Here is an 8,072-nt window from a genome sequence, read left to right as displayed (position 1 = left end):
GAAGCGAGCAGCAGGACGGCGCCCAGCGGAACCTGCAGCGTCGGCTCCAGCGTCGGCGCCTGTTCGGACGGGGCGACGAGCGCCCTGAACGCGACCAGCCGACTGACCGCGTCCAGCGCCAGAAAACCCCCGGCCACCCCGCTGAGGATGCGGCCGGACCAGATCAGGGCCGAGGCGGGGGCGATCGCGGCGGCGAAGGGCAGGGCGGCGGTGGTCATTACGGGTCCAGGGCTGATCCCGGGCCGCACTGGCGCGGCCCGGGATCTTCGGGGAGAGATCAGGCGTATTCGGGCTGGGCCAACGGGGTCTCGGCGGCCGGGCAGCCGTCGCCGGCAATGGCGGCGGCGTCCATCCAGACCGACTCCCAGACGTGGCCGTCCAGGTCGGTGAAGCTGCGGCCGTACATGAAGCCGTGGTCCTGCTTCTCGCACGGATCGGGCTCGCCGCCGGCCTTGACGGCGGAGTCGATCAGGGCGTCGACGGCCTCGCGGCTCTCGTTCGACAGGCACAGCAGCACCTCGCTGGAGCCCTTGGGGGCGATGGGGCGCGGGGTGAAGCCGGAGAAGCGGGCGTGGGTCAGCAGCATAACGCTGATCACGGGCGAGAAAGACACCATGGCGGCGGTGTCGTCGCTGAACTGCTTGTTCTGAACCGCGCCGACGGCCTCGTAGAAGGCGATGGCGGCGGGCAGGTCAGCGACGGGCAGGTTGATGAAGATCATGCGGTCCACGGTCGGCTCCCTCTTGCTCCCGCCGCGGCGCGGTCGCCGGTGCGGGGCTTTGACGCGGTTCGATCCGACCGCTGATGTTGCGCTTTGTGCCGAACGCGCTTATGTAAGTCAACCATGAAGTTAGAAAAAATAACTGATCAGTCCAGGCGGCGTTACGAGGACGCCTGCGGCACGGCGCATGCGCTTGAAATCCTCGGCGAACGCTGGGCGCTGCTGATCATGCGCGAGCTGATGCTGGGGCCGAAGCGGTTCGGGGACCTGCGCGCCAGCCTTCCCGGGCTCAGCGCCAATGTGCTGACGCAGCGGCTCGAGGGGCTTGAAGCCTATGGCGTGCTGAAGCGCCGCAAGCTGCCGCCGCCCGCGTCGGTGCAGGTGTATGAGCTGACTGAATGGGGCCTCGACGCCGAGGGCATCATCAAGACCATGGGCTTCTGGGCCGCGCGATCGCCGGACCACGACCCGTCCCTGCCGCTCAGCCCGGTGTCGCTGATGATGTCGTTTCGGACGATGTTCGACGCGGACAAGGCCAGGGGGGCGGATCTGACGCTGGAGTTCCGGCTGGGCGACGAGGTCTTCACCTGCGTCGTGCGGGACGGCGAACTGACGAACGGGCGCGGGGAGGCCGAACGCCCTGATGCGGTGATCACGGGGACTCCCGAGCCGATCGCGGGCATCGTCTATGGCGACGTCGACCCTGCGGACATGGTCGCGGGCGGCGCGCTGAAGATCGAGGGTGATATGGACGCCGTGCGCCGCTTCGCCGCCTTCTTCGAACTGCCCGAGAAGGCGAGCGTCAGCTAGGCGAGGATGTCCAGCAGGGCGCCGGTCATGTCGTCGGCGGTGCGGATGACGGCGGCGTTGGCCGCCACGGCGATCTTGGCCCCGATGCGCTCAACGGTCTCTTCCGCGAGGTTGTCGAGCGGCGCCGCGGCCGTGCGGCGGGCGCTGGCGTCGAAGCGTTCGGACGCCAAGGCGACACCGGCGGAGGCGATGGAGAGGGCGTTCATAAGGCGGCTCCACGAAGACGCCGCATACTGCCGAGTTCAGGGCTAAGGCTTCGCGGACGAATGTGGTGAACGGCGCGCTTGCCGGGTCCGGGCGGCGGAGTCATGCTCGGCCCATGACCGCACCCCCGTCCGCGCCCGCCGAGCGTTTCCAAAGCTTCGGCGCCTTCTATCCCCATTACATCCACGAGCATTCCAACCGGACCTGCCGCCGCATCCACGTGGTCGGGTCGGCGCTGGTGCTGGTCGCGCTGGTGCTGGGGCTGACGGTCAACGCCTGGTGGTTCGTGGCTATGCCGCTGATCGGCTATGGCTTCGCCTGGATCGGCCACTTCTTCTTCGAGAAGAACCGCCCGGCCACGTTCAAATACCCGCTGTGGAGCCTGATGGGCGACTGGCGGATGTTCTTCGAGACCGTGACCGGTCGACGGAAGTTCTAGTTCGAGCCGACGCTGGTGCGGGCCGAGGCCATCAGGGTGGCCTGGCTGGGCTGGCGATCCCACGACGGGGGGCAGCCTTCGAAGCGGCCGGCGTCGACGATGGTCAGGCGGCGCTGGTTGAACCGCTGCGCCGGCTGCATCGAGCCGCGGCCGTGGCCGGTGTACAGGTCGATCTTCTGGCCCTTGATCGCGCCGCCGGTGTCCGAGGCGTACCAGTAGCCGTCGTGGATCGAGCCGTCGGCCATTCGCATGCCGACCGTCTCGCGGATGAACACGCGGGTGCGGCGCGGGATGTAGCGGGGGTCGGTGGCGATCGTGCGCATCGCGATCGGACGGCAGCCGAGGCTGTCGTTGCCCGTCGCCCCGCCGCCGCCTGCATGGTAGAGGTTTGCGCGGGCGCTCCAGTCGGCGTCTTCCGCCATCAGGGCCCGCTGCTCGGCTGTCATCGCCGGTTCGCCGCTGCTGGAACCTTCATCCACCCGGGGGGTTGATTCGACGACCGGATCCGCCGCCACCGCGGCCGCATAAGATATCGGATCATCGACCGCCTGAACCTGGGCGGGGAAAAGCGTCGCCGTAAAGACGGCGAGTGCAGCGGCTTTGCCGAGCATGAGACAGACTCGCGGAAGCGTCGGCCCCGTACGCGTCCGACGGCCGCCTTGTCGTTTCCAATTGTGTCAAAAACCAGACATGCTGCGCCGGGTGCGACCCTCTGTCCGGTTCATCGGTGGATAAGTCGAGCTTGCGAGGAGCGTCGAGAGTCACTCCCGATCAACTGCCTCATTTGTGGCAGCTGTATTCGCAGATGAAGAACACTTTGCTGGGGCGCGATGCTTACTGTTTTCGGAGATATTCGTTCGGGTAACTGCTTGAAGGTCAAGTGGCTGCTCGACAAGCTGAAACGTGATTATCGGTGGGTCGAAACCGACGTCATGTCCGGCGCAACGCGATCCACAGAATTTCTCGCCATGAACCCGGCGGGACAGGTTCCGACGCTCGTGCTGGAGGACGGCCGGGCGCTGGCGCAGTCGAATGCGATCATCGGCTGGCTCGGCGAAGGCACGGATTTCATCCCGGCAGACGCCTACCTGCGCGCCAAGATGTACGAGTGGATGTTCTGGGAGCAGTACAGCCACGAACCCTATGTCGCGGTGGCGCGGTTCCAGCGGGCGTACCTCGGCAAGCGCGCAGAAGAGATCGAGCCGCGTCTGATGAAGCGGGGCCATGCGGCCCTGGCGAGGATGGAGGCGGCGCTGGCCGGGGCTGACTGGCTGGTCGGCGACGCGCCGTCGCTCGCCGACCTCGCGCTGGTCGCCTACACCCGGGTCGCGCCCGAGGGTGGATTCGCGCTCGAGCCCTATCCCGCCATCCGCCGATGGATCGGGCGGGTGGAGGCGGCGTTCGGGATCGGGTAAGGCGATCCGGCAAGTTCGCCGGAGCATCCCATGAAGCGTCTCGTCGTCGCCGCCCTCGCCCTCGTCGCCGCCGCCGGCGTGGGGCTGCAGGCCTCCGCCTGGGGCAACACCGGCCACCGGCTGATCGGCGTCGCCGCGGCCCGCGGCCTGCCCGCCGAACTGCCCGCCTTCCTGAGGACGCCCGGTGCCGCGGCCGAGATCGGCGAGCTGGCGCGCGAGCCGGACCGGACCAAGGGCGGCGGCCAGCCCCACGACCGCGAGCGCGACACCGCCCACTTCGTCGACATGATCGACGACGGCCGGATCATGACCGCGCAGGGTCTGTCCATCGACGCCCTGCCGCGGCTGAAGTCCGAGTACGATGCGGCGCTGCTGTCGGCGGGCATCGAGGTCGATGACGCCGGCTACCTGCCCTACGCCATCATGGACGGCTATCAGCAGCTGGTCCGCGACTTCGCCACCTGGCGGGTGCTGCACGCCGCCGAGGCGCGCGAAACCGACCCCGGCAAGCGGGCCTGGTACCGCGAGGACCGCCTGCGCCGCGAGGCCCTGATCCTGCGCGACATCGGCTATCTGGCCCACTATGTCGGCGACGGCTCGCAGCCGCACCACACGACGATTCACTACAACGGCTGGAACCGCGACACGCCGAATCCCGAGGGCTTCACCACCTCGCGCCAGACCCACGGCGCGTTCGAGGGCGCCTTCACCGCCCGGGTGGCGCGACTGGATACGGTGGAGCGCGGCATGACCGCGCCCGCGCTGGAGGGCTTCGACCTGCGCGCCCGCGTGCCGGCCTATCTGAAGACCACGCTCGCGCAGGTGACGCCGTTTTATGCGTTGGAGAAGGCTGGCGGCTTCGCCGAGTCCGACCCGCGCGGCGCGGCCTTCGTCGCCGCCCGGCTGTCCGCAGGGGCGTCTGAGCTGCGCGACCTGATCATCCTCGCCTGGCGCGACGCCGGCGACGACGCGATCGGCTGGCCGACGGTCAAGGTGAACGAGGTCGAGGCCGGGACCGCGGATCCGTGGCTGGCGATGTATGGGGATGACTGAGGCGCGACAGTGCACGAGCTGACGCCGCCGATCATCATCCTCGACCGCCCGCAGATGGCCGAGAACATCGGCTCGGTGGCGCGGGTCATGGCGAACTTCGGCCTGTCGCAGCTGCGGCTGGTCAGTCCGCGCGACGGCTGGCCGCAGGAGCGGGCCTGGGCCACCGCTTCGGGCGCGGACTGGGTGCTGGAGGACGTCGCCGTGTTCGACACGGTCGCGGACGCCGTGGCCGACCTGAACACCGTCTATTCCGCAACGGCCCGCCCGCGTGAGACGCGGCTCCCGGTGCGTACGCCGCGGGAGACGGCGCGGCTGCTGTACGACGACCGCGCCTCGGGCCTCGGCGTCGGCCTGCTGTTCGGGGCGGAGCGGTCGGGGCTTGAGACCTCGGACATCGCCCTGACCCAGGGCATCGTCACCATCCCGATCGATCCTCGCCACCAGTCGCTGAACCTGGCGCAGGCGGTGGCGATCAACGCCTACGAGTGGCGCACCCTGATCCTCGACGCGCCGCCGCCGGCCTTCCGTGCAGGCGACCCGCCGGCGCCGGGGGCCCTGATGCTGGGCATGTACGAGCATTTGGAGCGCGAACTGGACGACAGCGGCTTCTTCCATCCGCCGGAGAAGCGGCCGTCGATGGTGCAGAACCTGCGGGTGATGTTGGGCCGGGCGGCGTTCACCGAGCAGGAGGTCGCGACGTTCCGGGGGGTGATCACTGCGCTGTCTCGTGGCCGGGGGCGGGTGCTGGCGCGGCTGGCGGCTCAGAAATCCTCCCCCCTTGGGGGAGGGGGACCGCGAAGCGGTGGAGGGGGACTCTCGCCCACTCCGGCGCCTGAGACCGACCCCCTCCACCCTCCTTCGGAGGGTCCCCCTCCCCCAAGGGGGGAGGAAGGTTGAAGGCGCTGCTGATCTATCCGCTCGCGGCGCTGGCGGAAATCGCGGGCTGCTTCGCCTTCTGGGCCTGGCTGAAGCTGGACCGGTCGCCGCTGTGGCTGATCCCGGGCGTGGCGGCGCTGGTCGCCTTCGCCTGGCTGTTGACGCTGGTTCCGAGCGCCGCGGCGGGGCGGGCCTTCGCGGCCTATGGCGGGGTCTATATCGTCGCGTCGCTGGTCTGGATGGGACTGGTGGAGAAGACGCCGCCGGACCGCTGGGACTTCGCCGGCGGGGCCGTATGTCTGACCGGGGCCGCGATCATTCTGTTCGGGCCGAGAGGCTAGGTCAGGCTCCTGACGAACGCCGGCACCACCTCCGTCGCCGGCCCGTAGCGGCCTTCGTCGAACAGGCTGCGGCCGAACGAGGGCTCGAGGTTGAGCTCGACGGTCCGGGCGCCCGCGCGTCCCGCACGATGCACATAGCTCGCCGCCGGATAAACCGACCCGGAGGTGCCGATCGAGACGAACACGTCGCAACGGGCCAGCGCGGCCTCGATGCGGTCGGTGTGCAGGGGCATCTCTCCGAACCAGACGATATGCGGGCGCAGGCGGCCACGAGGATGGAAGGGCGAGGGCTCGACCGGGGCGAGGTCGCCGGGCCAGTCGCAGACCTGACCCGTCATCGTGCAGTGTGCCTTCAGCAGTTCGCCGTGCATGTGGATAAGCTCGAAGCCCAGCGCGGGCGGGATCGCGGCGTGGGCGCGGTCGTGCAGGTCGTCGACGTTTTGCGTCACCAGCAGGAAGTCGCCCTGCCAGCGGGCTGCCAACTCCGCGAGCGCGAGGTGGGCGGCGTTCGGCTGCACCTCGGGCAGCTGGCGGCGGCGGCGGTTGTAGAAGTCCTGCACCAGCACGGGGTCCCGGGCGAAGGCCTCGGGCGTGGCGACGTCCTCGATGCGATGTCCCATCCACAGGCCGTCGGCGGCGCGGAAGGTCGGCACGCCGGATTCCGCCGAGATGCCGGAGCCGGTCAGGATGACGAGGTTGGGGTGTCGGAGCATGGTCTACTTCTACCGTCTTTCCGGGGCGCTCGAAGAGCGAACCCGGAATCCAGGGGGATTGCTGCGTCCCATCCGTTTCAAGGTTGAGGCCGGGCCTCCGACTGTGCTTGATCCCCTGGATTCCGGGTTCTTCGCTGCGCGAAGCCCCGGAAGGACGACCAGAGAGGACCGCCCATGAAAACCCGCGCCGCCGTCGCCTTTGAGGCCAAACGTCCGCTGGAGATCGTCGAGGTCGATCTGGAGGGGCCGCGCGCGGGCGAGGTGCTGGTCGAGATCAGGGCGACCGGCATCTGCCACACTGACGCCTATACCTTGGACGGGCTGGACAGCGAGGGCATCTTCCCCTCGATTCTGGGCCACGAGGGCGCAGGCGTGGTGGTCGAGGTCGGGCCCGGCGTGACCTCGGTGGCAGTCGGCGACCACGTGATCCCGCTCTACACGCCGGAGTGCCGGCAATGTAAAAGCTGCCTGAGCCGCAAGACCAACCTGTGCACCGCGATCAGGTCGACCCAAGGCAAGGGCGTCATGCCCGACGGCACCTCGCGCTTCAGCTACAAGGGGCAGGCGATCGCCCACTACATGGGCTGTTCGACCTTCTCGAACTTCACCGTGCTGCCGGAGATCGCGGTGGCGAAGATTCGAGAGGACGCCCCCTTCGACAAGGCCTGCTACATCGGCTGCGGCGTCACCACCGGGGTGGGGGCGGTGGTCAATACGGCGGGCGTGGAGGCCGGCGCCAATGTCATCGTCTTCGGCCTGGGGGGCATCGGCCTGAACGTCATCCAGGGCGCACGGATGGTGGGAGCCGGCATGATCGTCGGCGTCGACATCAATCCCGACCGCGAGGCCTGGGGCCGCAAGTTCGGCATGACCCACTTCGTCAATCCGAAGGACCTGGACGGGGACATCGTCGCCCATCTGGTGGCCCTGACCGACGGGGGCGCCGACTACACCTTCGACTGCACCGGCAACACCACGGTGATGCGCCAGGCGCTGGAAGCCTGCCATCGCGGCTGGGGCGAGAGCATCATCATCGGCGTCGCCGAGGCTGGGCGCGAGATCGCCACCCGCCCGTTCCAGCTGGTCACCGGCCGGGTCTGGAAGGGCACGGCCTTCGGCGGCGCGCGGGGCCGCACCGACGTGCCGAAGATCGTCGACTGGTACATGGACGGCAAGATCGAGATCGACCCGATGATCACCCACGTCCTTACTCTGGACGAGATCAACAAGGGTTTCGACCTGATGCACTCAGGCGAAAGCATCCGCAGCGTGGTGGTGTACTAAGGCCCGGCCGTCCTCTAGCGGATAAGCCCGTCGCCAACTGTTCGACAAGGAATCGCCTGTGGCCCTCGAAACCGTCTCCACCGTCCGCAGCTTCGGCGGGACCCAGGGCGTCTATCGCCACGCCTCCAAGGAGACCGGGACCGAGATGACCTTCGCGGTCTTCGTGCCGGCCCAGGCGGCCGACGGTCCCTGCCCAGTGGTCACCTATCTGTCGGG

Annotated in this window: 12 protein-coding genes; 7 read left to right on the top strand and 5 right to left on the bottom strand. The window is 68.8% G+C overall.

Annotated features, from left to right (window positions below):
- Both VGB60_RS03500 and VGB60_RS03495 read right to left on the bottom strand, forming a co-directional pair.
- A partial coding sequence (locus VGB60_RS03500) for a hypothetical protein (RefSeq protein ID WP_331036893.1) occupies positions 1–218 on the bottom strand: 218 nt, incomplete at its 3' end.
- A 59-nt stretch (positions 219–277) separates the two neighbouring features.
- A complete protein-coding gene (locus tag VGB60_RS03495; protein WP_331036894.1) occupies positions 278–721 on the bottom strand; it encodes a VOC family protein in 444 nt (147 codons plus the stop codon).
- 123 nt (positions 722–844) lie between these two features.
- On the opposite strand from VGB60_RS03495, the gene VGB60_RS03490 reads away from it, so the two are divergent.
- Positions 845–1,531 carry a winged helix-turn-helix transcriptional regulator gene (locus VGB60_RS03490; protein ID WP_331036892.1) on the top strand — a complete coding sequence of 229 codons (687 nt, stop codon included), beginning with the start codon at positions 845–847 and terminating at the stop codon, positions 1,529–1,531.
- Here VGB60_RS03490 and VGB60_RS03485 read toward each other — a convergent pair.
- A complete protein-coding gene (locus VGB60_RS03485; protein WP_331036891.1) occupies positions 1,528–1,737 on the bottom strand; it encodes a flagellar hook protein FlgE in 210 nt (69 codons plus the stop codon). The genes VGB60_RS03490 and VGB60_RS03485 overlap by 4 nt on opposite strands.
- Positions 1,738–1,850: 113 nt before the next feature.
- Between VGB60_RS03485 and VGB60_RS03480 the strand changes: the two genes are divergently transcribed.
- A complete protein-coding gene (locus VGB60_RS03480; protein WP_331036890.1) occupies positions 1,851–2,174 on the top strand; it encodes an Mpo1-like protein in 324 nt (107 codons plus the stop codon).
- Here VGB60_RS03480 and VGB60_RS03475 read toward each other — a convergent pair.
- Positions 2,171–2,785 (bottom strand): 3D domain-containing protein, encoded by a 615-nt coding sequence (locus tag VGB60_RS03475; protein ID WP_331036889.1) that lies wholly within the window; start codon positions 2,783–2,785, stop codon positions 2,171–2,173. The two genes, VGB60_RS03480 and VGB60_RS03475, sit on opposite strands and share 4 nt — an antisense overlap.
- Positions 2,786–3,004: 219 nt before the next feature.
- On the opposite strand from VGB60_RS03475, the gene VGB60_RS03470 reads away from it, so the two are divergent.
- The 4 genes from VGB60_RS03470 to VGB60_RS03455 are packed head-to-tail and all read left to right on the top strand — an operon-like array spanning position 3,005 to position 5,859.
- Positions 3,005–3,589, top strand: coding sequence for a glutathione S-transferase family protein (locus tag VGB60_RS03470; protein WP_331036888.1), 585 nt, complete (start codon positions 3,005–3,007; stop codon positions 3,587–3,589).
- 30 nt (positions 3,590–3,619) lie between these two features.
- Positions 3,620–4,642: a S1/P1 Nuclease gene (locus VGB60_RS03465; protein ID WP_331036887.1), complete on the top strand. Its 1,023-nt coding sequence runs from the start codon at positions 3,620–3,622 to the stop codon at positions 4,640–4,642.
- Positions 4,643–4,696: 54 nt separating this feature from the next.
- Positions 4,697–5,539, top strand: a complete 843-nt coding sequence (locus VGB60_RS03460) for an RNA methyltransferase (RefSeq protein WP_414644461.1) — start codon at positions 4,697–4,699, stop codon at positions 5,537–5,539.
- Complete coding sequence (locus VGB60_RS03455; RefSeq protein WP_331036885.1) at positions 5,536–5,859, top strand: YnfA family protein; 324 nt, start codon at positions 5,536–5,538, stop codon at positions 5,857–5,859. The genes VGB60_RS03460 and VGB60_RS03455 overlap by 4 nt, the downstream gene beginning before the upstream one ends.
- Here VGB60_RS03455 and cobB read toward each other — a convergent pair.
- Positions 5,856–6,572, bottom strand: a complete 717-nt coding sequence (gene cobB / locus VGB60_RS03450) for a Sir2 family NAD+-dependent deacetylase (RefSeq protein ID WP_331036884.1) — start codon at positions 6,570–6,572, stop codon at positions 5,856–5,858. The genes VGB60_RS03455 and cobB overlap by 4 nt on opposite strands.
- Before the next feature lie 174 nt (positions 6,573–6,746).
- Between cobB and VGB60_RS03445 the strand changes: the two genes are divergently transcribed.
- The gene (locus VGB60_RS03445) at positions 6,747–7,856 is read left to right on the top strand and encodes an S-(hydroxymethyl)glutathione dehydrogenase/class III alcohol dehydrogenase (RefSeq protein WP_331036883.1); all 1,110 of its coding nucleotides are present in this window, start codon (positions 6,747–6,749) and stop codon (positions 7,854–7,856) included.
- The last annotated feature ends 216 nt before the right edge of the window (positions 7,857–8,072 follow it).

The organism is Brevundimonas sp. (assembly GCF_036399195.1).
Taxonomy (GTDB): Bacteria; Pseudomonadota; Alphaproteobacteria; order Caulobacterales; family Caulobacteraceae; genus Brevundimonas.
Note: the sequence above shows the minus strand (reverse complement) of the source record. Positions and strands in the feature narration are given on the sequence as shown.

Bases quoted from the DNA above. Each gene is read 5' to 3' on its own strand.
- VGB60_RS03495 (WP_331036894.1), bottom strand. From the start codon at position 721: ATGATCTTCATCAACCTGCCCGTCGCTGACCTGCCCGCCGCCATCGCC.
- VGB60_RS03490 (WP_331036892.1), top strand. From the start codon at position 845: ATGAAGTTAGAAAAAATAACTGATCAGTCCAGGCGGCGTTACGAGGAC.
- VGB60_RS03485 (WP_331036891.1), bottom strand. From the start codon at position 1,737: ATGAACGCCCTCTCCATCGCCTCCGCCGGTGTCGCCTTGGCGTCCGAA.
- VGB60_RS03480 (WP_331036890.1), top strand. From the start codon at position 1,851: ATGACCGCACCCCCGTCCGCGCCCGCCGAGCGTTTCCAAAGCTTCGGC.
- VGB60_RS03475 (WP_331036889.1), bottom strand. From the start codon at position 2,785: ATGCTCGGCAAAGCCGCTGCACTCGCCGTCTTTACGGCGACGCTTTTC.
- VGB60_RS03470 (WP_331036888.1), top strand. From the start codon at position 3,005: ATGCTTACTGTTTTCGGAGATATTCGTTCGGGTAACTGCTTGAAGGTC.
- VGB60_RS03465 (WP_331036887.1), top strand. From the start codon at position 3,620: ATGAAGCGTCTCGTCGTCGCCGCCCTCGCCCTCGTCGCCGCCGCCGGC.
- VGB60_RS03460 (WP_414644461.1), top strand. From the start codon at position 4,697: ATGGCCGAGAACATCGGCTCGGTGGCGCGGGTCATGGCGAACTTCGGC.
- cobB (WP_331036884.1), bottom strand. From the start codon at position 6,572: ATGCTCCGACACCCCAACCTCGTCATCCTGACCGGCTCCGGCATCTCG.
- VGB60_RS03445 (WP_331036883.1), top strand. From the start codon at position 6,747: ATGAAAACCCGCGCCGCCGTCGCCTTTGAGGCCAAACGTCCGCTGGAG.